Annotated in this window: 20 protein-coding genes, 1 tRNA gene, 1 pseudogene and 1 riboswitch; of the genes and pseudogenes, 11 read left to right on the plus strand and 11 right to left on the minus strand. The window is 67.0% G+C overall.

Translation table 11 applies throughout. The annotated features are described in order from the left end of the window. The first annotated feature begins 1 nt into the window (after nt 1). Entirely contained in the window at nt 2-787 is a 786-nt protein-coding gene (locus ABRZ00_RS06330) for a helix-turn-helix domain-containing protein (protein ID WP_368644616.1), read from the plus strand. A 5-nt stretch (nt 788-792) separates the two neighbouring features. On the opposite strand, the gene ABRZ00_RS06335 is transcribed toward ABRZ00_RS06330, so the two are convergent. Further along, nucleotides 793-2,811, minus strand: coding sequence for an autotransporter outer membrane beta-barrel domain-containing protein (locus ABRZ00_RS06335; RefSeq protein WP_368647884.1), 2,019 nt, complete (start codon nt 2,809-2,811; stop codon nt 793-795). Between the two features lie 415 nt (nt 2,812-3,226). On the opposite strand from ABRZ00_RS06335, the gene hemE reads away from it, so the two are divergent. The 3 genes from hemE to ABRZ00_RS06350 all read left to right on the plus strand — a co-directional run bounded on the left by hemE (nt 3,227) and on the right by ABRZ00_RS06350 (nt 8,992). Next, the gene (hemE, locus tag ABRZ00_RS06340) at nt 3,227-4,306 is read left to right on the plus strand and encodes a uroporphyrinogen decarboxylase (RefSeq protein ID WP_343836266.1); all 1,080 of its coding nucleotides are present in this window, start codon (nt 3,227-3,229) and stop codon (nt 4,304-4,306) included. Between the two features lie 354 nt (nt 4,307-4,660). After that, nucleotides 4,661-6,778 (plus strand): primosomal protein N', encoded by a 2,118-nt coding sequence (locus ABRZ00_RS06345; protein ID WP_368642779.1) that lies wholly within the window; start codon nt 4,661-4,663, stop codon nt 6,776-6,778. Between the two features lie 3 nt (nt 6,779-6,781). Further along, nucleotides 6,782-8,992 (plus strand): UvrD-helicase domain-containing protein, encoded by a 2,211-nt coding sequence (locus ABRZ00_RS06350; RefSeq protein ID WP_368642588.1) that lies wholly within the window; start codon nt 6,782-6,784, stop codon nt 8,990-8,992. Here the strand turns inward: ABRZ00_RS06350 and ABRZ00_RS06355 are convergent, their stop codons facing one another. From ABRZ00_RS06355 to ABRZ00_RS06370, 4 genes are all read right to left on the minus strand, one after another. After that, a complete protein-coding gene (locus tag ABRZ00_RS06355; RefSeq protein WP_368642587.1) occupies nt 8,993-9,220 on the minus strand; it encodes a hypothetical protein in 228 nt (75 codons plus the stop codon). It lies immediately after the preceding gene. A gap of 180 nt (nt 9,221-9,400) precedes the next feature. Beyond that, complete coding sequence (locus ABRZ00_RS06360; RefSeq protein WP_368642586.1) at nt 9,401-10,144, minus strand: enoyl-CoA hydratase-related protein; 744 nt, start codon at nt 10,142-10,144, stop codon at nt 9,401-9,403. Continuing rightward, nucleotides 10,141-11,118, minus strand: coding sequence for a nitronate monooxygenase family protein (locus ABRZ00_RS06365; protein ID WP_343836258.1), 978 nt, complete (start codon nt 11,116-11,118; stop codon nt 10,141-10,143). The genes ABRZ00_RS06360 and ABRZ00_RS06365 overlap by 4 nt, the downstream gene beginning before the upstream one ends. Nucleotides 11,119-11,363: 245 nt before the next feature. Next, nucleotides 11,364-12,239: a cytochrome c5 family protein gene (locus tag ABRZ00_RS06370; protein WP_368647885.1), complete on the minus strand. Its 876-nt coding sequence runs from the start codon at nt 12,237-12,239 to the stop codon at nt 11,364-11,366. Between the two features lie 253 nt (nt 12,240-12,492). Between ABRZ00_RS06370 and ABRZ00_RS06375 the strand changes: the two genes are divergently transcribed. Beyond that, a tRNA-Arg gene (locus ABRZ00_RS06375) sits at nt 12,493-12,567 on the plus strand. A gap of 60 nt (nt 12,568-12,627) precedes the next feature. Here ABRZ00_RS06375 and gshA read toward each other — a convergent pair. After that, the gene (gene gshA, locus ABRZ00_RS06380) at nt 12,628-14,202 is read right to left on the minus strand and encodes a glutamate--cysteine ligase (protein WP_368642584.1); all 1,575 of its coding nucleotides are present in this window, start codon (nt 14,200-14,202) and stop codon (nt 12,628-12,630) included. A gap of 162 nt (nt 14,203-14,364) precedes the next feature. On the opposite strand from gshA, the gene ABRZ00_RS06385 reads away from it, so the two are divergent. Next, on the plus strand, nt 14,365-14,913 hold the full coding sequence (locus tag ABRZ00_RS06385) for a hypothetical protein (protein WP_368642857.1): 549 nt from the start codon (nt 14,365-14,367) through the stop codon (nt 14,911-14,913). A gap of 52 nt (nt 14,914-14,965) precedes the next feature. On the opposite strand, the pseudogene ABRZ00_RS06390 reads toward ABRZ00_RS06385, so the two are convergent. Then, nucleotides 14,966-15,142: pseudogene (locus ABRZ00_RS06390) on the minus strand (response regulator transcription factor); the annotation flags it as partial. A 130-nt stretch (nt 15,143-15,272) separates the two neighbouring features. Further along, nucleotides 15,273-15,351: riboswitch (SAM riboswitch) on the plus strand. On the opposite strand from ABRZ00_RS06390, the gene ABRZ00_RS06395 reads away from it, so the two are divergent. From ABRZ00_RS06395 to ABRZ00_RS06405, 3 genes are all read left to right on the plus strand, one after another. Next, entirely contained in the window at nt 15,340-16,590 is a 1,251-nt protein-coding gene (locus ABRZ00_RS06395) for a homoserine O-acetyltransferase (protein WP_368642583.1), read from the plus strand. It overlaps the preceding riboswitch by 12 nt. Before the next feature lie 59 nt (nt 16,591-16,649). Next, entirely contained in the window at nt 16,650-17,243 is a 594-nt protein-coding gene (gene metW, locus ABRZ00_RS06400) for a methionine biosynthesis protein MetW (RefSeq protein ID WP_343836328.1), read from the plus strand. Then, nucleotides 17,240-18,529, plus strand: a complete 1,290-nt coding sequence (locus tag ABRZ00_RS06405; protein ID WP_368642582.1) for a muropeptide transporter — start codon at nt 17,240-17,242, stop codon at nt 18,527-18,529. The genes metW and ABRZ00_RS06405 overlap by 4 nt, the downstream gene beginning before the upstream one ends. A gap of 19 nt (nt 18,530-18,548) precedes the next feature. On the opposite strand, the gene ABRZ00_RS06410 is transcribed toward ABRZ00_RS06405, so the two are convergent. Further along, a complete protein-coding gene (locus ABRZ00_RS06410; RefSeq protein WP_368642581.1) occupies nt 18,549-19,433 on the minus strand; it encodes a helix-turn-helix transcriptional regulator in 885 nt (294 codons plus the stop codon). Nucleotides 19,434-19,517: 84 nt separating this feature from the next. Between ABRZ00_RS06410 and ABRZ00_RS06415 the strand changes: the two genes are divergently transcribed. Next, a complete protein-coding gene (locus ABRZ00_RS06415) occupies nt 19,518-20,531 on the plus strand; it encodes a bile acid:sodium symporter family protein (protein ID WP_368642778.1) in 1,014 nt (337 codons plus the stop codon). A gap of 80 nt (nt 20,532-20,611) precedes the next feature. On the opposite strand, the gene ABRZ00_RS06420 is transcribed toward ABRZ00_RS06415, so the two are convergent. From ABRZ00_RS06420 to ABRZ00_RS06430, 3 genes are all read right to left on the minus strand, one after another. Then, nucleotides 20,612-20,950 (minus strand): zinc ribbon domain-containing protein YjdM, encoded by a 339-nt coding sequence (locus tag ABRZ00_RS06420; RefSeq protein ID WP_343836243.1) that lies wholly within the window; start codon nt 20,948-20,950, stop codon nt 20,612-20,614. A 62-nt stretch (nt 20,951-21,012) separates the two neighbouring features. Further along, nucleotides 21,013-21,216 (minus strand): hypothetical protein, encoded by a 204-nt coding sequence (locus ABRZ00_RS06425; RefSeq protein ID WP_343836242.1) that lies wholly within the window; start codon nt 21,214-21,216, stop codon nt 21,013-21,015. A 103-nt stretch (nt 21,217-21,319) separates the two neighbouring features. Further along, nucleotides 21,320-22,111: an exodeoxyribonuclease III gene (locus ABRZ00_RS06430; RefSeq protein ID WP_368642580.1), complete on the minus strand. Its 792-nt coding sequence runs from the start codon at nt 22,109-22,111 to the stop codon at nt 21,320-21,322. 125 nt (nt 22,112-22,236) lie between these two features. On the opposite strand from ABRZ00_RS06430, the gene pyrE reads away from it, so the two are divergent. Then, on the plus strand, nt 22,237-22,905 hold the full coding sequence (pyrE, locus tag ABRZ00_RS06435) for an orotate phosphoribosyltransferase (protein ID WP_343836238.1): 669 nt from the start codon (nt 22,237-22,239) through the stop codon (nt 22,903-22,905). Nucleotides 22,906-22,957: the final 52 nt, after the last annotated feature.

Consider the following 22,957-nt stretch of genomic DNA (forward strand, 5'->3'; position numbering starts at 1 on the left):
AATGCGGGGACGACTGGATTGCGCGATTCTGGCGCCGGGCAGGGAAGACTGGGCGGCCGCCCTGCGCGGCCCTTACCTGGGGGGGCGGCTGATGCTGCACGTGCCGCCTCATCCGCATGGCACGGCGCAAGAGGCTCTGGCGGATCCGGCCCTGGCGCGGGGCCGCTATGATGCCGGGCTGCTGTATGCGGACGAATCCTCGATCCGCGAGTGGCGTACGGCGCTGGCCGCCCTGGCGGGCCGCCCGCCGACCGTGCTGCTGGTCTACGCGGTGGGGCTGCGGGCGCAGGCGGTGGGCGATCTGACGGCGCTGGGCGCGGCCGATTTCGTGCGTCCGCCTTTTTGCCCGGAAGAACTTCGCGCCCGGCTGGACCAGGCGTTGAACCGCCTGGCGCCGGCCTGCCTGGCCGAGCCGGCGGCTGCCTACGGGGCGGGGGCGCCGGGGGCCGCCGCGGGCTCCCGGCCGTCCCTGGCCGGCGCGCCCGAGCCGCCCGCCACCGAGGACGAGCTCGCGTTCTGTGACACCATTCTCGACCGCACCGGCAACGAACTTGAGGCCTACGCCGTGGCCCTGGCCATGCAGCGGGCCACCTCGCGGGAATCCTTCCGCGCCGCCAAAGGCCAGGTGGTCGCCCGGTTCGAGCGCGCCTACATTCGCGCGGCACTGGGCCGGCACGGAGGCAACATCACGTTGGCCGCGCGCATGGCCCAGAAGCACCGCCGCGCGTTCTGGGCCTTGATGCGCAAGCACGACATCGACCCGGCGCCCTACCGGACCGATGTGTGACAACCTCAGAACGAGACAGCCAGGCCGATGCTGCCCGCCGTCTGATTGCCGCCGGCGCGTCCCGTGGTGGTGGATATTTGCCCCTGGATGGAAACGGACTTGCTCAGGCCGGCCGTGAGGCCGGCGGTCCATTCCACCCAGTTGCTGTCGGGGGCGTCCAGGCGTGTCGTCCAATCGCCCATCGTAGAGGCGACGCCGCTGGTGATGGTGCGGTCGCCGCGCTTGAATTCGTTGGCGAATACGACTTTGGCATAAGGGGTGTAACGGCCCGCGATGTCCATGTGCACCTGCGCGCCGAAACGCCCGACCAAAGACTCAACCTTCTGGTCCGAAAACCACATGCGGCTGCTGAGGGTCCCCTCTTCCGTAAAATGAGACACCCTGACACGCGCGTAATCCAGGCCGATCACCGGCCCGGCTTTGATCTGCCCGAAGGCGGCGTTGTAGCCGCCGTGCAGGCCCAGGCCGTATTGACGCTGGTTAGGGCTGCCTTTCAGGGTCAAGGTGTGCTGTCCCAGTGCGACCTGGCGGCGGGTTTGGAGCTCTCCGCTGCCCGCATGCACTGTACCGGCGGCCCAGAAATTGTCGGAGGCATAGCTGGCGTAGGCGCTCAAGAGCGTGCTGCGGTCCTTGACACTGCCGGGCGTGCCGCGGCTGCCCATGTCAGTATCCCCCAGTTGGCGTGAGACGGCCAGGCCGACGGCGAGCGCTTCGCTAGACTGAAAATCGATGCCCAAGGTATAGAGCTGTCCGTGGGCCCGGGTACCGGAAAGGGGGGTACCCGCATCGCCATAGGCGCCCTGGACGAACAGACTGGTGGTGCCGGCCGGGCGCGGCTGTGCGCGCAAAGCTGCGAGGCGGCTATTGAGCGTGGCATTCAACTGGAAAGCGTTGTTCAACCCGCCGTCGGGCAGGCCAGCGGCGAAATAGGGGGCCTGCAGCAAGCCGGTGATGTAGTCCGCGATGAGCGAGTGGGCGGCCGGAGTGGGATGCATCTGGTCGGTGAAGAGGTAACCGGCCTTGTCGCCGCCTGGATCGACGCAGTACAGGGCGTTGCCGGCGCAGGCGGCGCCCATGACATTCGTGAAGCCATAGACGGCGGGGTTGGCAAGCACTTCCCGGAACAGGCCTTTGATGTCTGCACGGATGATGCCGTGGGTTTGCCCGGACGTCGTCAGCCCTGTGTCCACAAGCTGGTTATAACCGGAGGCCAATTGCTGCAGACCGGGCACGATCTGATCATAGGCTTCGGAGAATGTGCCGGGGGGCTGCCCAGAGGCGGCCTCGGCCGCCTCCAGCGCCTGTTTGATGACGGCGCGGTCATAAGTGCCATTGACTGCAGCCAGGTTGTTCAAGGCGGCATCCCAGGCCGTCGCAATGTCCGCCTCGTCGGGGACAGAATTTTGGATGGCGGCGAAGATGGCCAGCGGGGCGGAGTCAACGTCCGGCAGGTTCGGCAGCAAGATGGTTTGCGCGCCGGCCGCTTTCAGTTTATTGACGACATTGACTGTATTCCCGGCCGCGCCCATCAGAATATCGGGGGCCTCATCGATCCGGTTGGCCGCCGCGATGACATCGTTTCCTCCAATCCATACGGAATACAAGGCCTTGGCATCGGCTTGAGGGTGTTGTCCCAAGTACGTGTCCACCTGTTCCTTCAGGTTGACGACGTAAAGGGCCTCATCGCCAGCGCCGCCGTCCGGGCCGACGGGCTGTCGGATTTCTTCCGTAGGATGCGCCTGGGCGCTTCCCTGGGCATAGTTATTGCCGCCCGCCGCGACATGGGGGTTAAGGGGATTGTTCGGACGGGTAGTCAAGCCGAACCGGGCAGCCAGCGCCTCGGTCCAGATCGTGCCGTAGTTCGTGGTCCAGCGCGTATTGGCAGGCAGCCCGCCGATGCCGCCGAAGGCGCCCGCATCAGACAGGCTGTCGCCAAAAAAATAGATATTCGAGTAGGCGTGAGCGGCGCAGGGCAGCGTGGAAGCGACGGACAGGACCAGGGAGCTCAGGATGTGATGTTTCATAGCCTTTGTTCGAAGGAAAGGTAATCTCATAAATTCCAATTTGTGTATATATGATAAATATTTTATATATATATTAATAATTACCATTAAGAAATTATATCGGCAATTTTGTCGCTTTCTGTTGTGAATTGAGCGCTATTTGTGCGCTAATCCTCGCTAAATTAATTTGATAAATTAAGTGAAATAAATTTACATTTAATCGATGTTCTATGAGAAATCCGGCCACAGGCCAAGAAGGTTGGGGGGGCCTCCATCGGAGCGTCGCATGGGTGGGGATCTGCGCGGGTTCAAACGGGACCGCCCCCGATTCCACAGGCCGGGTAAAATCGAGGCAACGTCCCCGCACGGACGACTTCCCGGATCCGTGGTGGGCGCTCGCACCATCGGATCCTGCGCCGTTCTCCTAGGATCCGCTGTGCCTGAACTGAAAAACGACACTTTCCTGCGCGCCTTGATGCGCGAACCCGTGGCCTACACCCCGCTGTGGATGATGCGCCAGGCCGGACGCTATCTGCCCGAATACAACCAGACCCGGGCGCAGGCCGGGTCTTTCATGGGGCTGGCCCAGAACCCGGACTACGCCTGTGAGGTCACGCTGCAGCCGCTGCGGCGTTTCGATCTGGACGCCGCCATTTTGTTTTCCGACATCCTGACGGTGCCCGATGCGATGGGGCTGGGACTGCAGTTCGTCGCCGGCGAGGGGCCGCGCTTCGAGCGCCCCCTGCGCGATGAAGCCGCGATCCAGGCCCTGCGGGTGCCGGATATGGACCGCCTGCGCTACGTGTTCGATGCGGTGTCGCTGATCCGTCGCGAACTGGCCGGCGCGGTGCCGCTGATCGGGTTTTCCGGCAGTCCCTGGACGCTGGCCTGTTATATGGTCGAGGGTTCGGGCAGTGCCGACTACCGGCAGATCAAGACGCTGCTGTATCAGCGGCCCGATTTGCTGCACCGCATCCTTTCGGTCAATGCCCAGGCGGTGCAGACCTACCTGAACGCGCAGATCCAGGCCGGCGCCCAGGCCGTGATGCTGTTCGATAGCTGGGGCGGCGTGCTGGCCGACGGCCTGTTCCAGCAATTTTCCCTGGCCTACACCCGCCAGGTGCTGGATGGCCTGGTGCGTGAACGCGACGGCCGGCGCGTGCCGGTCATCGTCTTCACCAAGGGCGGAGGGCAGTGGATCGAGGACATCGCCGCCACGGGCTGCGACGCGGTGGGGTTGGACTGGACCGCCAATCTGGCCGCCGCCCGCCGCCGGGTCGGAGACCGGGTCGCCCTGCAGGGAAACCTGGATCCCATGACGCTGTTTGGCGGCGAGGCGGCCATCCGCGCCGAGGTTCGCCGGGTGCTGGCCGACTTCGGCCGGGTCGGGGCGGGCGGCCATGTCTTCAATCTGGGTCACGGGATTTCCCAGTTCACGCCGCCGGAGGCTGTTTCGGTTCTGGTGGACGAAGTGCACGCCGCCAGCCGCGCGTATCATGAAGCATCCAGTGCCTGAAAACGGCGCGGTACCGCCTGTTTGAAGTGCAAAGCCACGGGTGATGCGGGCTTCGGGATTTTGTGCTTATGCACAAAAAAATCAAGAATCAGGGTTTACGCTGGTCATTGAAGGCCGATTCTCGATATACTATATAAGTCATTGTTTTTATTATATAAATTTGTCTTTTGTGCGGATTCTGAAAGCACTTGACCATTTGAGCGGCTTGGTGTCGACCCCTTTGAACGGCGATTCTCCACAAAGTTATCCACAGGCTGTGCGCATCGGAGCGGCGGCGGAGGGGCTGTGCCGCTGAAACGCGCCACAGGCGCGGCGTCCGGCACGCCGGCGCCGGCCGCCGAAACAGTCTCCGCAGTGGCGTCCAGGGTCTACTTGGCCGTGGCGCTGGACGTGCCCTTGCCGGGCTTGTTCGATTATTCCCACGACCGGCCCGTGCCGCCGGGGGTGCGCGTGCGGGTGATGTTCGGCCGCCGCGCCATGGTGGGCATGGTATGGGCCGTGCGCGATGCGCCCGGCGTGGCGGCGGAGCGCGTCCGGCCGATCGAGGCGGTGCTCGATGATGTGCCGCCCATGCCGGCCGATTGGCTGCGCCTCGCGGAATTCGCGGCGCACTACTACCACCGGCCCCTGGGCGAAGTGTTGCTGCCGGTGCTGCCGCCGTCGTTGCGCCGGCCCGGCGCCTATACCGGTGCGCGCTCGGCGGGCGGTCCGGTGTGCCGGGCCGACCGGCGGCCCGGGACGTCGCGCGCCGCGCGCAAGCGCAAGGGCGGTGCCGACGCCGGGGCCGTCGATGCGGCGGCCGGCGAGAACGCCGCCGCGTGCCCGGCGCCCGATCCGGCGCGGGATGGCGAGGGGCCTGTCCTGACCGCTGCCCAGGCCTGCGCCCTGGAAGGCTTGCAAGACCTGCTGGCGGCCGGCAGCGGCGTGGCGTTGTTGCACGGCGTGACCGGCAGCGGCAAGACCGAGCTCTATCTGCGCCTGGCGCGGCGGGTGCGGGCGGCGGGGCGGCAGGTGCTGTTGCTGGTGCCGGAAATCAATCTGACGCCTCAGTTGGAGCACAGCGTGCGTGCGCGCCTGGGCGACCGGCTGGCGGTGATCCACAGCCGCCTGTCCGAGGGCGACCGCCTGCGTGCCTGGCTGCGGGCGTCGCGCGGGCAGGCCGACATTCTGCTGGGCACCCGCCTGGCCCTGTTCACCCCCCTGCCGCGCCTGGGTCTGATCGTAGTCGATGAAGAGCACGACGCGTCCTACAAGCAGCAGGACGGGCTGCGCTATTCGGCGCGCGATCTGGCGGTCTGGCGCGGGCACGACCTGAAGATCCCGGTGGTGCTGGGATCGGCCACGCCGTCCCTGGAAACCTGGCGTCACGCGCAGGAGGGCGGCTATCGGCTGCTGTCGTTGCCGGAGCGCGCCCAGGCTCAGCCGCTGCCGGAAATCCGCCTGGTGGATACGCGCCGCGCCCGGCTGGAGCAAGGGTTCACGCCCCAGTTGCTGGATGCGCTGGAAGCCCGGCTGGCGCAAGGCGGGCAGAGCCTGGTGTTCATCAACCGGCGCGGTTATGCGCCGGTGCTGCGCTGCGCATCCTGCGCCTGGGTCAGCCAGTGCCGGCGCTGCACGGCGCACATGGTGCTGCATCGCCCGGGGGGGCGGCACGTGCTGCAATGCCACCATTGCGGCGACGCCATGCCGGTGCCGCGCGCCTGCCCCGAATGCGGCGATCCCGACATCCAGCCCATGGGGCGCGGTACGCAGCGGGTCGAGGAGTTCCTGGCGGAGCGCTTTCCCGGCGCGCGCGTCCTGCGCATCGATGCCGACGCCACCCGCCTGAAAGGCAGCGCTGAGGCCTTGTTTGCCCGGGCGCATGCCGGCGAGGCCGATATCCTGGTCGGCACGCAGATGGTGTCCAAGGGGCATGATTTCGCGCGCCTGGGGCTGGTGGGCGTGCTCAATGCCGATGCGATGCTGTTTTCGCAGGACTTCCGCGCGCCCGAACGGCTGTTCGCGCAACTGATGCAGGTGGCCGGCCGGGCCGGGCGGCGCCAGGGCGGCTCCGAAGTGATGGTGCAGACCGATTACCCCGACCAGGCGGTCTATCAGGCGTTGCTGCGTCACGACTATCAGCGCTTTGCCGCTCATTGCCTCGAAGAGCGCAGGGATCTCGGCCTGCCGCCGTTTTCCAGCCAGGCGCTGCTGACCGCGCAGGCGGACCGGGTGCGCGATGCGCTCGATTTTCTCGAGGCCGCCCGCGCCCGGGCGCGGGCCTTGCCCGAGACCGCCGGCGTGCGGGTGCATGACCCCGTGCCGCTGCGCATCGTGCGCGTGGCCCGCGTCGAGCGCGCCCAGCTCCTGTTCGAATCGGATGGCCGAGGCGCGCTGCACCGGCTGTTGCGGGCGCTGCTGCCCGGGCTGGACGAACTGGCCCGGGGCGTCGTCCAGCACTGGGGGATCGAAATCGATCCCCAGGAGATCTGAGGCGTGGAGGGCCTGGATGCCCTGAACGCCCGCCAGCGCGAGGCCGTGCTTTACCTGGACGGCCCGTGCCTGGTGCTGGCCGGCGCGGGCAGCGGCAAGACCCGCGTCATCACGCAAAAAATGGCCTATCTGCTGCGCGAATGCGGCTACCAGGCCCGCCATGTGGTGGCGCTGACCTTCACCAACAAGGCGGCGCGCGAAATGAACGAGCGGGTCCGCGCGCTGGTGAATCCCCGCCTGCTGCGCGGGCTGACGGTGGGCACGTTCCATTCCCTGGGTCTGCGCTTTCTGCGCGAAGAATACGCCGGCGCGGGGCTGAAACGCGGTTTCTCGATCCTGGATGCGACCGATGCCCAAGGCATCGTCCAGGAACTGCTGGCCACGACGGATCGCGCCCGGCTGCGGGCTGTGCAGCAGACGATTTCCCTGTGGAAGAACGCGCTGCTGGATCCGGACGGCGCGGCCCGGGTCGCCCAGGGGCCCGACGAGGCCGAAGCGGTGCGCATCTACCGCAGCTACGAGGCGACTCTGCGGGCCTATCAGTCGGTGGATTTCGACGATCTGATCCGCCTGCCCGCGCAGATGCTGGCGGCCGACGAGGCCCTGCGCGCGCGCTGGCAGGCGCGGGTTCAGTACCTGCTGGTGGATGAATATCAGGACACCAATGTCTGCCAGTACCAACTGGTGCGCATGCTGTGCGGTGATCGAGCCATGTTCACGGCGGTGGGCGACGACGATCAGGCGATCTACGCCTGGCGTGGCGCGACGGTGGAAAATCTGGCCCAGTTGGCGCGCGATTATCCGGCGCTGCGGCTCATCAAGCTGGAGCAGAACTACCGCTCCGTCCAGCGCATCCTGGAGGCGGCCAACCGCGTGATCGGCCACAATCCCAAGACCTTCGACAAGACCTTGTGGTCGGACCTGGGGGCGGGCGAACCTATCGTGGTCACGCCCATGGACTCGGACCTGGCCGAGGCCGAGTCCATCGCCATGCGTCTGTCGGCGGCGCGCTTCGAGCGCCAGGCCCAATGGAAGGATTTTGCCGTGCTGTACCGGGGAAACCACCAGGCGCGGGTGATGGAGCAGGCCCTGCGCACGCTGCGGATTCCCTATACCGTCTCGGGCGGACAGAGCTTCTTCGACAAGGCCGAGATCCGCGACGTGCTGGCCTGGCTGCGGCTGATCGCCAACGAGGACGAGGACCCGGCCTTCATCCGCGCGGCGACCACGCCCCGGCGCGGGATCGGTCAGGGCACCCTGCAGGCCCTGGGGGCGGAAGCCGCCCGGCGCGGGGTGTCCTTGTACGCCGTGGCGGCGGAGGTGTCCGAGGCGGTCCTTCCGGCGCCTCGGCAACGCGAAGCCGTGCACGGTTTTGTCCGGCTGGTGGCGCATTTCCAGGCCCGCGCGGCGCGGCGCGGCGGTGCGGTGCCGCCCCTGCCGGGAGCGGCCGTCCAGGGGGATCTGCTGGCGTTCGATCCCGATCCGCCCGCCTTCGATGCGGATCCGGTGGCTCAGGCACGGGACGGCGGCCGGCCCGATGCCGCGCCCGCAGTGGAACCGGGATCATTGGCCGGCCTGGCGGGCGCGGCGGTGGGGATCGACGGCCTGCGCGGCGACGACGCCGGCCGGGTGCTGGACGATCTGCTGGCGGCGATGAATTACGAGCGCCACCTGTACGACATGCTCGATGAGCGCCAGGCCCAGGCCCGGTGGGCCAATGTGCTGGAATTGGTGGAATGGCTCAAGCGCAAGGCGGACGAGGACGACATGACTTTGCTGGAATTGGTCCAGCACGTTGCCCTGGTCACCATGCTGGAGCGCGCCGACGATGAGGAACCCGACGCGGTGAAGCTGTCGACCCTGCATGCGTCCAAGGGGCTGGAGTACCCCCACGTTTACCTGATCGGGGTCGAAGAAGGCTTGCTGCCGCATCGTGGCGGCGAGGATGAGGGCGATGTCAGCGAGGCTGCCGTCGCGGCGCGGGCGCGCCGCATCGAAGAAGAGCGGCGCCTGATGTATGTGGGCATCACGCGCGCGCAGCGCACGCTCCGGGTCAGTTGGTGCCGCAAGCGGCGCCGCGGGCGGGAAGACACGATCTGCGAGCCCTCGCGCTTCATCGCGGAAATGGGCCTGCAGGCGCAGGCGCCCGGGCCGGCCGGCGATACCGATCCGGACCGGACGCTGGACCGCTTGAAGGCGCTGCTGAAGCGCTGATTACCAGGGGGTGCGGCTGAAGCGCATGTCGCGGGCGCGGGCTTCGGCCTGGGCGTTGATCACGCTGGCAATGAAGCGGCCGGTGGCGGCGGCGGCGCGGCCGATCAGGCGGCCCGTGCGGCGGATGCCCTTGCGCAGCGACAGCGGCTGGGAAGCGCTCAGGATGGAATTGCTGTAGGCGCGTTCGAGGGCGTCGGACAGCAGAGTGGTGGTGTGCGTAGTGGCCATGACTGACTCCTGTTTCAGAAGCTTCAGATTTCAACAAGGTCAGTATAGGGTAAACCCTAGGTAAAAGATAGGGGAAAACCCTAATCTCCTGGAAGCGCCCAAAATCGGTGCCGGAAAACAACAAACGCGGGCCGCGCCCGCCCCGGGCGGATGAAAACCGGCACCGGGAGCGGGCCAGATTTACTGTTGGGCGGCAGCCTTGCGGTGAAAAAACTTCTGGAAGGCGGCCTGGGCTTCGGGGGATTTCAAGCGTTCGAAGAACACGCCGGCCTCAGTGTCCAGAACGCGATGGACCTCGGCGCGCATGGGTTCGCGCAGCAGGTGTTTGCTGGCGCGCACGGCAGACGCCGGCTGGGCGGCCAGCGCCTGGGCGCAGACGCGCGCCGCGGCGAGCGGATCGTCCGCCAGCGCGGTCAGCAACTGCCCGTCCAGGGCCTCTTCGGACCCGAAGGGCTCGGCGCCGAGCAGCCAGCGGGCGGCCCGGCGATCCCCTGCGATGCGGGGCAGCAGCAGGCTGGAGGCGCCTTCCGGGCACAGGCCCAGGGACACGAAAGGCAGGCGGAACACCGCATCGGGCGCGGCATAGACGAAATCGCAATGCAACAGCAGTGTGACCCCCACGCCCACCGCCTGCCCCTGGACGGCCGCGATCACCGGCACGTCCACGGATGCCAGGGCATGCAGAAAGGCGATCGAACCCACGTCGCAGTTGTCCTGCGGCATCTGGAATTCCGCCAGGTCGTTGCCGGCGGTGAAGTGGCCGCCCGCGCCGTGCAGGATCACGGCGGCGCAGGCGGGGTCCGCGTCGGCCTCGCGCAGGGCGCGCTCGATGTCGCGGTACATGGCGTCGTTCAGGGCGTTGCGCCGCTCCGGCCGGTCGATGAGGATTTCCAGGACCGCGTCCCGGCGTTCGATGCGGATCATGCGCGGACCTCTTCGAGGAAATTGTCGCGCAGCGCCTGGGCGGCGGCGCGGTATTCATCCCGCATCCGGGCGACGATGTCGGCGGTGGGCTGCACGCTGTCGATGTTGCCCACGCCCTGGCCCGCGCCCCAGATGTCGCGCCAGGCCTTCTTGCTGTCGCTGCCGAAGTTCGTGCCCTGGGCGGCCGGCAGATTGTCGGGATCCAGGCCGATGTTGCGCACGCAGGGCTTCAGATAGTTGCCCGGGATGCCGGTGAAGTACGGGGTGTAGACGATGTCGGCGGCGGCCGTGTCCACGATCATCTGCTTGTATTCGGCTTGGGCGTTGGCCTCGGTGCTGGCGATGAAGCGCGTGCCGACGTAGGCGAAGTCGGCGCCCATGGCGCGTGCGGCCAGGACGTCCTCGCCGCGGCTGATGGCGCCCGACAGGCAGACGGGGCCGTCGAAGATGCGCCGGATTTCGCCCAGCAGCGCAAAGGGCGACAGCGTGCCCGCGTGGCCGCCGGCGCCCGCGCACACCAGGATCAGACCGTCGACGCCGGCGTCCAGCGCCTTTTGTGCATGGCGCAGCGTGGTCACGTCGTGGAAGACCTTGCCGCCCCAGCCGTGGACCGCATCCACCACCTGGTTGGGCGCGCGCAGGCTGGTGATGACCAGCGGCACGCGGTGTTCGGCGCAGACTTCCAGGTCGTGCTGCAGCCGGTCGTTGGACTGGTGGATGATGTGGTTGATCGCGTAGGGCGGGATCGGCCTGTCCGGATCGGCGGCGCGCAGGGCGGCCAGGCTGGTTTCGATCTGCGTCAGCCACTCGCCGAGTTTTTCCTGGGGGCGCGCGTTGAGCGCCGGCATCGATCCGATGATGCCGCTGGCGCACTGGGCGATCACCAGTTCGGGGTTCGAGACGATGAACATGGGCGCCGCCATGACGGGCAGCGTCATGGATTGGTGCAGCGCCGTGACGATGGGATGGGACATGGGAATGTGTCTCCTGCGTGTGCATGAGACCGCCTGCGCGGCCGATCGGGCGGCGCGGGCGGACGGATCCCGGCCGGACCGCCGGGGAGTGCCTCATTCTAAATCAAACGATTGTTTGAAAATAGGGAGGGTTTTGCCGGATGCGCCCGGCGGCGCGCAGGCGGCAGCCGCCTGAAAATGAAAAACCCCGGCGCGGGCCGGGGTCCAGGTACCGAAGGGCCGCCTTGCGCAGGCCCAAGACGGTCTTATCGGGCGGCGTCCACCATGTATTCGATGGCGGCCTTGAGTTCTTCGTCGGTGGCCTGCGAGCCGCCGCGCGGGGGCATGGCGCCCACGCCCGTGATGGCGTTCTTCAGCATGGCGTCCAGGCCCGACTTGATGTAGGGCTCCCAGGCTGCCTTGTCGCCGAACTTGGGGGCGCCCGCCAGGCCGATGGAATGGCAGGTGACGCAGACGGATTGATAGACCTTTTCGCCGACGGAGACCTCGGCGGCGGGCTGGGCCGGGACGGCCGGCTGGGCGGCTTCGGCGGCCTTGGGCGCTTGCGCCGGAGCGGCAGCGGCAGGCGCGGCGGGTTCGGCGGCGGGCGCGGCTTCGGCGGCGGCGTCGCCGGACGGTTCCTTGGGTTCGTCGAACTGGGCGCCCGACTGGTTGGTCATGTAGACCACGGCGCGCGCGACTTCGAAGTCGTCGAGCGAGGCGTTGCCGCCCTTGGGCGGCATGGCGCCGATGCCGTGGATGGCGTTCTTGACCAGTTCTTCGTAGCCTTGCTGGATGTACTTGGCCCAGGCGTCCTTGTCGCCGAATTTCGGCGCCCCGGCCACGCCCGTGCCGTGACAGGCCGCACAGGTGCTCTGGTAGACCTGCTCGCCGGTCTTGAAGACCTTGGGCGCATCGGCGTCGACCAGTTTGAAGCCGGCCACGGGCTGGATGCGTTTGGCGGTGGCCTCTTCCGACATGGCATCGGAGCCGGCGCCCGCACGGATGGACGAACCAACCAGGTTGACCAGCAGGATGATGATCGCGATCGGGATCAGGAAGGCCAGGACGATGGTGATCAGCAACTGACGCGGGGTCTTGATGGCGCTTTCGTGTCCGTGGGCGTTTTCGGGGAGACTCATGATGGGATCCTGGTAATCGTTCGTGTTACAGGCTTCAACCGAAGATTATAGCGACTGGCCTGGGCGGTTGCATGGTGCGGGCGCGCCCGACGCGCCGCGCACGGCCGGCGCGGGCGCGCAAGCCGCCTTGCATGGCCAGCAGGCGGGGCATAAACACGCTACAATGGCGTCCCCATGCCGCAATGGCATGGGCGCCTGCGCCGGCCTCGTGCCGTGCCCGGGCGGATGCGTCGGCCTTGCGCCGATGCGCAAGGCGCCTGTAGTTCAATGGATAGAATAGGAGTTTCCGAAGCTTCTGATGCAGGTTCGATTCCTGCCGGGCGCGCCACATGCAAGATGCTCAGCGAAGGCTGGGCATTTTTCTTTTGGGCGCCCTGTCGGGCGCGCCTCAGCGCGCCGGCGCGTCTCCCAGCGCCGCATGGAACCGCGCCACATAGTCCTCGAAAGAAATCGTGTCGGCCGCCTCGATGGCGGCCTGCTCGGCGAGGGATGCCTGCGCGGCCGCATCGTAGGCGGCCAATGTGTCGGCGGACAGGCCGCGCTGCCGCAGCGCGGCCCAGTGAGCCTGGCTCTGGGCCAAGGTCCAGTCGTGGAACTCCCGGCCGTCGTCGCGCAACGCGGCCAGCAGGCGGGCCGAGGGCGTGAGCTCTGGATCGAGGGCCTTGGCGCGCTGCAGTTCCAGCGCCGCGACGTGGCCGCCGTCCCCCGAGTGCGCGTCCAGCAAGCGGGCGTAGGGTTCGATGCGGTCCAGGGCCTCTTGCGCCCAGTCGCGCAGGCCGACGGCGCAGCCGTCGCGCTGCAGCAGCAGGCCGGGGCGGCGGCCCTCGCGGGAAACCACGGCGAAGTTGTCCTGGCTTTCCCGGCAGAAACCGGGGGGGGGGAACAGCGGGCTGTCCTCGACGGCGCAGAACAGCAGGAAGGCGTCCAGGAACCGGCAGGTCTCGATCGCAATGCCTGCGGGCGTCCAGGGATCGATGTCCATACAGCGAACTTCGATGTACTGAATGCCGCGTTGGCGCAATACGGAGTTGGGCCGTTCGCAGCGGCCCGTGGTCTGCTTGGGCCGGATGCTCGAATAGTATTCGTTCTCGATCTGCAGGATGCTGGTGTTCAACTGGATGCGCCGGCCATCGCGGTGGGTGCCGATGGCTTCGTAGGCGGGCCACGGCGTGGTCACGGCGTTGTGGATGCGGGCCGTGAAGGTGTCCAGGTCGTTGTAGCAAAGCTGCAGGTCGGACTGGTTCGGGTTCTTGTAGCCCAGGTCGCTCATGCGCAGGCTGGTGGCCCAGGGCAGACAGAAGGTGTCCGGACTGAGCTTCGTCAATTGCGCCTCGAAGCCGGCGTGCTGCAGGAAGCTGCGGGATACGGCGGGCGAGGCGCCGAACAGGTACATCGGCAGCCAGGCGTGGCGCGTGAAATTGCGGATCAAGGCCATGTAGCCGGTGTTGCGGCGGTCCTGGGGCGTCTCGCCGTCGGCCAACCCGTCCCAGGCCGCTTCGGGCAGCGAAAAGTTGTAGTGCACCCCGGCGATGCATTGCATGACCTTGCCGTAGCGCCACGCCAGCCCTTCGCGGTAGACGTGCTTGAGCATGCCGGTGTTGGACGTGCCGTACCAGGCGACGGGGATCTCGGCCTCAGGCGGCAGGTGCGCCGGCATGGATTGGTTCCAGACCGGTTCGGCGGGGTTGCGCAGGGCGACGAAGGCGTGGATGTCGGTCAGTTCGCGGACCAGCGCCTCGGCGTCCGGCAGCGGGCGGGTGATGAGCTCCAGCAGGGATTCGGAGTAGTCGGTGGTGATGCGCGGGTTGGTCAGCGCCGACCCCAGGGCGGTGGGGTGCGGGGTGGCGGCCAGGTTCCCCGAGGCGTCCACCCGCAGGCCTTCTTTTTCGATCCCGCGTTGAATGGCGCGCAGCAATTCTGGTTGCGCGGCCAGGTGGGCGCGCCTTTCCGAGGCCAGGCTCATGATGAATGGGTACCGGGTTGGTCTGAATAAAGAAGGATTTTAGCTGCATCGCCAGCCCGCCCCGGGCGATGCGCGGATCGCCGTGCGGGAATGCGCGACGTACAATGCGGCCGATGGAGCCCCGGCGCCTGGGGCGAACGGGGCGCGGACAGGAGGCGAGGCATGCTCAGGGCTTTGGCGGTGATTGGCTGTTGCGCGGTCTGGCTGGCCGCCTGTTCGCCGACTTTCGATTGGCGGCCGGTGGCGTTCGGCCAGGGCGGCGCGGCCGGCGTGCTGCCGGATACTCCCCAGTCTCAGACCCGGCCGGTGTCGTTCGAGGGCCGGACCCTGGCGTTGACGATGCACTCGGCGCGGGCGGGCGGTGTGCTGTTTGCGCTGGGCGCGGCGAATCTGCCCCCCGAATGGGCCGGCGATGCGCAGGCGCGTCTTCGCCTGGCGCGCTGGGCGATGGAGGCCCTGTATCGCAATGCCGGGGCCGAACCGCCCGGCCCGGAGATCGATCCGCAGCAGCGGTTCTCTTTTCTGGGGCAAGGTCCGCAAGGCCCGGTGCGGGTCGAGGCGCAAATCAGAGTGACGGCCGACGAGTGGCTGGAGGCCGTGGTGATTGCCGGATCCGACGACCAGGCACGCGCGCCGGTGGGTGATTTCTGGCTTTCGCTGCGCTGGCCTGGCGGGGCGGGGACAGGAGTTCCAGGCGGATTGCCGCGGTGATGGCGGCCTGGCGGGTGCGCACGTTGAATTTGTCACAGATGTTGGCGATGTGGAAGTTGGCGGTCCGTTCGCTGATGCCCAGGATGCGCCCGATCTCCCAACTGGTCTTGCCCTGCGCCGCCCAGTACAGGCAATCGTGCTCGCGCTCGGTCAGCGTCCTCAATATGACGGATCCCTTCAGTGGCTCCATGTGTACCCCCATGAAAGCTAACGTGAGCAAATGTATCATCGCCTCCCGGCGGGCCGGCAGGGAATCCGGAAAACATTGATGTGTCTTAATTCCGTGGGGAAGGGCTGCCGGCCGGGCGGCTCGTGCGGGGGCGGGCTTGCCCGCGCAACGGCTCGCGGTCTAGAATGAACCACGAATTGGCGCCGATTTGCCTGATCCGCTTGCGGGCGCTCCATAAATCCAGCTAAAGAGGTCTCATGACCACGACCGCCGTCTTTCCCGTGCCCGCCTCCGCGCCGGCCGACTCCGCCATCGAACCGCGCATCGTCCCTGAAGGCAGTGTCGGTTTCGTCTCGCCGGAATTCCTGCATTTCTCCGAACCTCTCACGCTGTCCAGCGGCCAGGTGCTGCCGTCCTACACCTTGGCGGTGGAAACCTATGGCCAGTTGAACGCCGCGCGCAGCAACGCGGTGCTGGTCTGCCATGCGCTGAATGCCTCGCATCACGTGGCCGGCATGGATGCCGGACGGCCGGACCAGATCGGCTGGTGGGACAACATGGTCGGCCCCGGCAAAGCGGTGGACACCGACCGTTTCTTCGTCATCGGCGTCAACAACCTGGGCTCGTGCTTTGGCTCCACGGGGCCGACTTCGATCAATCCCGCCACCGGCCAGCCCTGGGGCGCTTCGTTTCCGCTGCTGACCGTCGAAGACTGGGTGCACGCCCAAGCGCGCGTGGCGGATCATTTCGGCATCGGGCGTTTCGCCGCCGTGATGGGCGGATCGCTGGGCGGCATGCAGGCGCTCAGTTGGGCGATCACGTGTCCGGACCGGGTGGGCGATTGCATCGTGGTGGCCAGCACGGCGCGCCTGTCGGCGCAGAACATCGCCTTCAACGAGGTCGCCCGCCGCGCGATCCTGACCGATCCGGATTTTCGCGGGGGCGATTACCACGCCCACGGGACGGTGCCTGCCAACGGCCTGTCGGTGGCGCGGATGGTGGGCCACATCACCTATCAGTCCGACGAGGTCATGGCTTCGAAATTCGGCCGCACGCAACGCGCGCCCGGGCCCACGGGCGATTACCGCTACAACTACGACATCGAATTCGAGGTCGAATCCTATCTGCGCCACCAGGGCGAGAAATTCTCCCGGTATTTCGATGCCAATACGTATCTGCTGCTGACGCGCGCGCTGGATTACTTCGATCCGGCGCGCGCGCACGGCGGCGATTTGTCCAAGGCCCTGGCGGCGGCACAGGCGCGCTTCCTGCTGGTGTCCTTTTCCACCGACTGGCGGTTCGCGCCCGAGCACTCGCGCGAGATCGTCCGCGCCTTGTTGAAGAATCAGCGCGAAGTCACGTATGCGGAAATCGATGCGCCGCATGGCCACGACGCTTTTCTCCTGGGAGACCGGCGCTACCATGCGGTTGTGCAGGGTTATTACGATGGCATTGCCGCCCGGCTGGGGCTGGGCGCGCGCCGCCGGGTCACCGGAGTGCTGGCATGACGCCGGTACAGACCCCGGCGCAGACTGCGCCGCACCCGGTCGCGGAGCAGGATCCGCCGATGCGGATCGACTTGCTGCGGATTGCGGAATGGATCGCGCCGGGCAGCCGGGTGCTGGACCTCGGGTGCGGCGACGGCCGGCTGCTGGATTATCTGCAGCGCACACGCCAGGTGAGCGGCGCCGGCGTCGAGCTCGACGATGAGCACATGATCGCATCGGTGCGGCGCGGCGTGCGCGTGATCCAGCAGAATCTCGAAGAAGGCTTGGCGCTGTTCGACGACCGGCAGTTCGATACGGTGGTGTTGTCCCAGACTCTGCAGTCCATGCACCATACCGAACACATTCTGCGGGAAATGGCGCGCGTGGCCCGGTACGGCATTGTGTCCTTCCCGAACTTCGGCTATTGGCCGCACGGCTGGTCGATCTTGCGCGGGCGCATGCCGGTCAACGACCAAATGCCCTATCAGTGGTACGACACGCCCAATATCCATCTGTGCACGCTGCGGGATTTCCAGATCCTGGCGGCGCAACTGGGGCTGCGGGTCACGCACCTGGCCGCTTTCCGGGGCGAGCAGGAAATCCATTGGCTGCGCGGCTGGCGCAGCCAGCTCGCGGTCTATCGCTTCGAGTCGCCCTGGAGCGGGCGCGCATGACCGCGGCGCGGGATGCGGACTCCGGCACTGAAAACGCGGCGGCCCCGGCACAGAGCTGGCGGGTCTATGGCAGCCGGCGCGTCGCACCGCTGCTGATCCTGGGCTTTGCCAGCGGCCTGCCGCTGGCGCTGACCTCCGGCACCTTGCAGGCCTGGGCGACAGTCGAGCAGGTTTCCCTGCAAAGCATCGGCTTCCTGACGCTGGCGGGCACGGCCTACACGCTGAAATTTCTCTGGGCGCCCTTGGTGGACCGCTATGCGCCCCCCTGGATGGGCAGGCGGCGCGGCTGGGTCTTTCTCACGCAGTGGCTGCTGGCGGCCTCGATCGCCGCCATGGGCCTGTTCAATCCGGGCACGGAACTGCAAATGCTGGCCCTGCTGGCGGTCTGGGTGGCTTTTCTCTCGGCCACCCAGGACATCGCCTTCGATGCCTACAGCACCGACGTGCTGCGCCAGGACGAGCGCGCGGCCGGGGCGGCGCTGAAGGTCATGGGATATCGGCTGGCGATGGTGGTGTCCGGCGGGCTGGCCTTGATCCTGGCCGATCAATGGCTGGGCTGGAACGCCATGTACATGCTGATGGGCGGATTGATGGCGCTGGCTTCGCTCGCGACTTTGTGGGCGCCGGAGCCGGAACGCGCCGTCCGGCCGCCGCGCACCCTGCGCGAGGCCGTGGCCGAACCCCTGCGTGAATTTTTCGGCCGCCGGGGCGCCTGGGCCATCCTGTTGCTCATTGTCCTGTACAAGCTGGGCGATGCCTTCGCGGGCGCGCTGTCGACCACCTTCCTGCTCCGGGGGGCCGGATTCGACGTCACCGAGGTGGGCATGGTCAACAAGGTCTTCGGCCTGGCCGCCACCATCGTCGGCGCGCTGGCGGGCGGCGCCCTGATGACGCGCCTGGGCTTGTACCGCGCCCTGATGATCTTCGGTGTGTTGCAGGCCGTCTCGAACCTGGGCTACTGGATGCTGGCCGTCACGCCGCCCCATCTCTATTCCATGGCGCTGGTCGTGGCGGTCGAGAACCTGTGCGGCGGCCTGGGCACGGCCGCCTTCGTGGCGCTGCTGATGGCCTTGTGCCGGGCGAAGTTTTCCGCGACGCAGTTCGCGCTGCTGTCGGCGCTGTCGGCCGTGGGCCGCACCTACCTGGCCGGGCCGTTGACGCCGGTGTTGGTCGCCGGCTTCGGCTGGCCGGTGTTTTTCGTGCTGACCGTGGCGATCGCCTTGCCGGGGCTGGGCCTGCTGTGGTGGATGCGCGCGCGGGTGCGGGCCCTGGATGCGCCGCTCTGACGGCCGTGCGCCTGGCCGTTCAGCCGGGCAGCGGGGAATCGTCTTCGCGCGCGCCTGCGGCAAAGGCCCGGGGCGTCACGCCGGTATGCGCCCTGAAGGCGGCGATGAAGGACGACAGACTGTCGTAGCCGCAGGCCAGGGCCACGTCCGTGATGCGGTCGCCGCGCTCCAGCAGCGGCAGGGCATGCACCAGCCGGACGCGCTGGCGCCATAGGCGAAAGCCCAGGCCGGTCTGCTGCTGGAACAGGCGCGTCAGGGTTTTGTCCGACACGCCCAGGCGGCGGCTGAACGAGCCCAGATCGGGCGTGTCGTCGGGCGAACGCTGCAACTGCTGGCATACGGACTGCAGGCGCGGATCGGTGGGCCAGGGCAGGATCAGGCCGGCATCCGGACTGACGGCCAGTTGGTCCGCCAGCACCTGGGCCAGCCGGCCGTCCGGGCCGTCGAGATCGTACTCAATGGGCAGGGTGCTGAAATGCCGGATCAGTTCGTGCAGCAGGGGGCTGACTGCCAGCACCCGGCAGTCGAGCCAGTCCAGGCCCAGCGCGTCGGCGTCCAGGTACAGGCTGCGGATGACGGTGTGCGGCGATTGCTGCACCCGGTGCAGCACCCCGGCAGGAATCCAGACGGCGCGCTGCGGCAGGGCGACGAAGCGGGCGTACGGCGTCCAGACTTGCAGATGGCCCTGTGTGGCATAGGATAACTGGGCCCAGATGTGCCGGTGGCGCCGGGGGATCAAGGTGTTGGACAAGCTGTCGATGTGCCCGTAGACGGGGCGCGGCAGGCGGCGCAAGGGGCCGTGCCCGGATCGGGCGCGTGTCTTGCGGGCCTCTTCGGAAAGCCTGCGGTTGCGGCGCAGGACGGCCGGATCGGGGGCGGGGATGTCCGTTCGCGAATAATTCATAGCTGTTTACCGCCAAACATGGCAGGGCATCCAGTTTAACCTTCTCTTCGAGAGCCCCGGACCGCCGGAGCACCCACTTTCATGATGTCGAAATTACGTCTGCTGTTCGATCGCTTCACCTTGATCCTGATCGCGGTCGTCACGGCCGCCACGGTCTTGCCGGCCCACGGACAAGGTGCGGTCTTTTTCGAATGGCTTACGGCTGCGGCCATCGCCCTGCTGTTTTTCCTGCATGGGGCCAAGCTTTCACGCGAGGCCATCATTGCGGGCGCCACACATTGGCGGCTGCACGGCGTGATCTTCATCTGGACGTTCGTGATTTTCCCCCTCATGGGGTGGGTGCTTCGGCCGGTTCTTCTGCCCCTGCTGGGCGAACCGCTCTACATAGGCATTGTCTACCTGACGGTCCTGCCCGGGACGGTCCAGTCGGCCATCGCCTTCACATCGATTGCGCGCGGCAATGTACCTGCGGCGGTCTGCGCCGCTTCGGCCTCCAGCATCGTCGGCATCGTCATCACGCCCCTGTTGCTTCAGTGGCTGTTGGGCGCGGATACCTCCGCGCTGGATGGCAGTTCGCTGCTGCAGGCCATTGGCCGCATCAGTGTGCAGATCTTCCTGCCCTTCGTCGCCGGCCACCTGATGCGCCCGGTGATCGGCCGCTGGATGGATGGCCACCGCACACTCGTCACCAGCATCGACCAGAGTTCGATCCTGCTGGTGGTCTACACCGCGTTCAGCGAGTCGGTCATCGGCGGGCTGTGGCAGACCGTGGATACGGCCTCGCTGGCCTGGCTGGTGGTGGCCTGCTGCGTGTTGCTGGCGCTGGTGCTGGTGCTGAACACATGGTCGGCGCGCCGCCTGGGTTTCAATCGCGCCGACGAGATCACGATCGTGTTCTGTGGCTCGAAGAAAAGCATGGCGACGGGCGTGCCCATGGCCGGGGTGCTGTTCAGCGCGGCGGCCATCGGGCCGGTGCTGCTGCCGCTGATGATCTTCCACCAGATCCAGTTGATGGTGTGCGCGGTGCTGGCGCAGCATTATCTGCGGTCGGGGCAGGCGCAGGGGAAGCGTTCGCCTGGACGGCGCGCGGCCGCCTGATTCGGGCTTTTGATCGTCCGCCCCCCCCCCCCCCCCCCCCCCCCCCCGACAGGCGCCCGTGGGAAGCGGAAATGGCGGCTTCAAGCCTTCTTCACGAATTCCGACTTCAAGCCCATCGAACCGAAGCCATCGATCTTGCAGTCGATGTCGTGATCGCCGTCGGCCAGGCGGATGTTCTTGACCTTGGTGCCGACCTTCACCACCGAGGACGAGCCCTTCACTTTCAGGTCCTTGATCACCACCACCGTATCACCGTCTTGCAGCACATTGCCGTGGGCATCGTGGATGATGCGCGCCTGTTCTTCGTCCGTCACGGACGCCTGGGACCATTCGTGGGCGCATTCAGGGCAGACGAAGTGGCCGCCGTCTTCGTAGGTGTACTCGGAGTTGCACTGGGGGCAGTGAGGAAGCGGGTTCATGGGTTTCCTTATTGAAAAAGGGCCTGGAAACCCAGGCCCCAATCCACGGAGAAAAGCGTGCGTCAAGCGGTCGTGTGCAGCAGCGTGCCGACCATGCCGCTGGTGGCCAGTTGCGGGGCGGTGGGCACCGAATTGACCAGGCTGAGGATGGTGTTGGCCTGACCGTCCAGAACCTTGCGCAGCAGCAGGTTTTCTTTTTCCTGCATCATGTTCCAGTTTTGCAGGCCGGTCGCCGCGGCGACGGTGCCTTCGATGGAAGCGGACATGTGAACTCCTGTGAATAATAGGGGCTTCACGCGGGGGCGCGAACGGCGAAAACGGATCTCGCCTTTTCTACGGCATCCATTGTATGTTCTTTATGCCTGCAAATCATGTCCAGTCGTAATCGATCGTCAGCGGCGCATGGTCGCTGTAGCGTGGTTCCCGGTGGATCGAGGCGGCCTGCGCCCGGGCGGCGATGCCGGGGGTGGCGATGTGGTAATCGATGCGCCAGCCCACGTTCTTGGCCCAGGCCTGGCCGCGGTTGCTCCACCAGGTGTAGGCCTCGCCGGTGGCATCCGGGTGCAGGCGGCGGTAGACGTCCACCCAGCCGTGCTCGTCGAAGACCTTGCTCAGCCAGGCGCGTTCCTCGGGCAGGAAGCCGCTGTTCTTCAGGTTGCCCTTCCAGTTCTTCAGGTCGATTTCCTTGTGGGCGATGTTCCAGTCGCCGCAGATCACGAATTCGCGTCCCGTTTCGCGGTGCTCTCGCATCAGCGCGTCGATCCAGGTCTCGAAATGGGCCAGGAAGCGGTATTTGGCCTCCTGGCGCTCGTCGCCGCTGGAGCCCGACGGCAGATAGGCGCTGACGACCGTCAGGCCGGGCCAGTCGGCCCGCAGGATGCGGCCCTCGGCATCGAATTCCGGGCACGCCATGCCCGCCGCGACGCGGTCGGCCGGCCGCCGCAGGTAAAGCCCCACGCCGCTGTAGCCTTTTTTCTCCGCATGGTGGAAATGCCCCGTCCACTCGCCGGGGTGGCGCAGGTCGTCGGCCAGGTCGCTGTCCTGGATCTTGATTTCCTGCAGGCAGACGATGTCGGGGCGGGCGGTCTCCAGCCAGTCGGCCAGCCCTTTGCGGAAGGCCGAGCGGATGCCGTTGACGTTCAGAGAAGTGATTCGCAGCACGAGGGTATCCGGTGGTTGTTGCAAGCCTGCACTTTAACCCGGCGGGCGCGGCGGCGCGCCGGGCCGCGCGAATGCGGCGCCAAATATCCGATAATGTGGGTTTTCCTGCACAGAGGTCATCCGCCATGCCTGGTTCCCGCGCCCAAGCCTTCGTCCGTTTCGCCCTGGAACAGGGCGTTTTGCGCTTCGGTGAATTCAAGACCAAGTCCGGCCGCCTGAGTCCGTATTTCTTCAATGCCGGGCTGTTCAACGACGGCGCCTGCGTCGGCCGCCTGGGCCAGTTCTATGCCCAGGCCCTGGTGGATGCCGGGCTGGATTTCGACATGCTGTTCGGTCCCGCGTACAAAGGCATTCCCCTGGCCACCGCCGCCTCGATCGCCTTGTCGAACCACCCCGCTCGGGGCGACCTTCCTGTGCCCTTCGCCTTCAACCGCAAAGAGGCCAAGGATCACGGCGAGGGCGGCCTGCTGGTGGGCGCGCCGCTGCAGGGGCGCGTGGTGATCGTCGACGATGTCATCACGGCGGGCACCTCCGTGCGCGAATCCGTCGCCCTGATCCGCGCCGCTGGCGCGCAGCCCGCCGCCGTGCTGATCGCCCTGGACCGCATGGAACGCGCCGGCGCGGACGATGCGCTGTCCGCGCATTCGGCGGTGCAGGACGTGGAACAGACCTACGGCATCCCCGTAGTCAGCATCGCCGCGCTGACCGATATCCTTTCGCTGCTGGAAGACGACCCCGCCCTGGCGCAGTACCGCGATGCCGTGTCGGCGTACCGGGGCAGATACGGGGTGTGAGTTGACGCCGGGGCAGGGCGGGCGCGGTGATGGTTGGGCGCCCGGGAAGTTC

Origin of the sequence: Castellaniella ginsengisoli (genome assembly GCF_040955415.1) — a bacterium.
Taxonomy (GTDB): domain Bacteria; phylum Pseudomonadota; class Gammaproteobacteria; order Burkholderiales; family Burkholderiaceae_B; genus Castellaniella; species Castellaniella ginsengisoli.

What these genes read in the sequence shown, in the direction of transcription:
- pyrE (WP_343836238.1), top strand. Translation starts at nt 22,237, where the DNA reads ATGCCTGGTTCCCGCGCCCAAGCCTTCGTCCGTTTCGCCCTGGAACAG.
- ABRZ00_RS06425 (WP_343836242.1), bottom strand. Translation starts at nt 21,216, where the DNA reads ATGTCCGCTTCCATCGAAGGCACCGTCGCCGCGGCGACCGGCCTGCAA.
- ABRZ00_RS06415 (WP_368642778.1), top strand. Translation starts at nt 19,518, where the DNA reads ATGTCGAAATTACGTCTGCTGTTCGATCGCTTCACCTTGATCCTGATC.
- ABRZ00_RS06420 (WP_343836243.1), bottom strand. Translation starts at nt 20,950, where the DNA reads ATGAACCCGCTTCCTCACTGCCCCCAGTGCAACTCCGAGTACACCTAC.
- ABRZ00_RS06370 (WP_368647885.1), bottom strand. Translation starts at nt 12,239, where the DNA reads ATGAGTCTCCCCGAAAACGCCCACGGACACGAAAGCGCCATCAAGACC.
- ABRZ00_RS06395 (WP_368642583.1), top strand. Translation starts at nt 15,340, where the DNA reads ATGACCACGACCGCCGTCTTTCCCGTGCCCGCCTCCGCGCCGGCCGAC.
- ABRZ00_RS06355 (WP_368642587.1), bottom strand. Translation starts at nt 9,220, where the DNA reads ATGGCCACTACGCACACCACCACTCTGCTGTCCGACGCCCTCGAACGC.
- metW (WP_343836328.1), top strand. Translation starts at nt 16,650, where the DNA reads ATGCGGATCGACTTGCTGCGGATTGCGGAATGGATCGCGCCGGGCAGC.
- ABRZ00_RS06405 (WP_368642582.1), top strand. Translation starts at nt 17,240, where the DNA reads ATGACCGCGGCGCGGGATGCGGACTCCGGCACTGAAAACGCGGCGGCC.
- ABRZ00_RS06385 (WP_368642857.1), top strand. Translation starts at nt 14,365, where the DNA reads ATGCTCAGGGCTTTGGCGGTGATTGGCTGTTGCGCGGTCTGGCTGGCC.
- ABRZ00_RS06410 (WP_368642581.1), bottom strand. Translation starts at nt 19,433, where the DNA reads ATGAATTATTCGCGAACGGACATCCCCGCCCCCGATCCGGCCGTCCTG.
- ABRZ00_RS06365 (WP_343836258.1), bottom strand. Translation starts at nt 11,118, where the DNA reads ATGTCCCATCCCATCGTCACGGCGCTGCACCAATCCATGACGCTGCCC.
- ABRZ00_RS06360 (WP_368642586.1), bottom strand. Translation starts at nt 10,144, where the DNA reads ATGATCCGCATCGAACGCCGGGACGCGGTCCTGGAAATCCTCATCGAC.
- ABRZ00_RS06335 (WP_368647884.1), bottom strand. Translation starts at nt 2,811, where the DNA reads ATGAAACATCACATCCTGAGCTCCCTGGTCCTGTCCGTCGCTTCCACG.
- ABRZ00_RS06330 (WP_368644616.1), top strand. Translation starts at nt 2, where the DNA reads ATGCGGGGACGACTGGATTGCGCGATTCTGGCGCCGGGCAGGGAAGAC.
- gshA (WP_368642584.1), bottom strand. Translation starts at nt 14,202, where the DNA reads ATGAGCCTGGCCTCGGAAAGGCGCGCCCACCTGGCCGCGCAACCAGAA.